This window comes from Pelomicrobium sp. G1, from assembly GCF_051905455.1.
In the GTDB taxonomy this organism is placed as follows: domain Bacteria; phylum Pseudomonadota; class Gammaproteobacteria; order Burkholderiales; family UBA6910; genus Pelomicrobium.
Map to the genome: position 1 here is coordinate 1 of NZ_JBQACR010000139.1, position 396 is coordinate 396.

At 61.6% G+C, this 396-nt stretch carries 1 protein-coding gene; it reads left to right on the forward strand.

Going from position 1 to position 396, the window contains the following annotated elements:
- The coding region (locus ACTFO6_RS17875) for a hypothetical protein (protein ID WP_439935761.1) at positions 1 to 354 on the forward strand (354 nt) is incomplete at its 5' end.
- Positions 355 to 396: the final 42 nt, after the last annotated feature.

The window sequence follows — 396 nt, forward strand, 5'->3', positions numbered from 1 at the left end:
GTGCGCTGGCGAAGCCGTCGCGAGGAAGAAGACATCCACGATTGGCTGAACAAGACCGCCACGGAGCTGTGCGTTTCGGCGCAAGCCATGAAGTGGCGCCTCTTTTATCTGGGGTTCCTGTCCCGAGCCGATCTACTCGGCATTCAGGATTCAAAGCTGACGGCCAACGGCCGACCTGCAGACAAACAGCCGGCACCGCGCCTGTTCAGCGCTGAATTCGTGCAACGGCTGCATACTGGGCTGCTGGCTGGCGATGTATCGGTGCGCCGAGTCGCCTCGCTGCTCGATCTCAAACTGGAAGAGCTGGCGGAGCTTTTCGAAAGCTACGAGCTTCCCGTCCCCTTCGACCTATGAGCGGGGACGGCGGTGATGCGGCGCGGACAGGTCGTTCTGGTG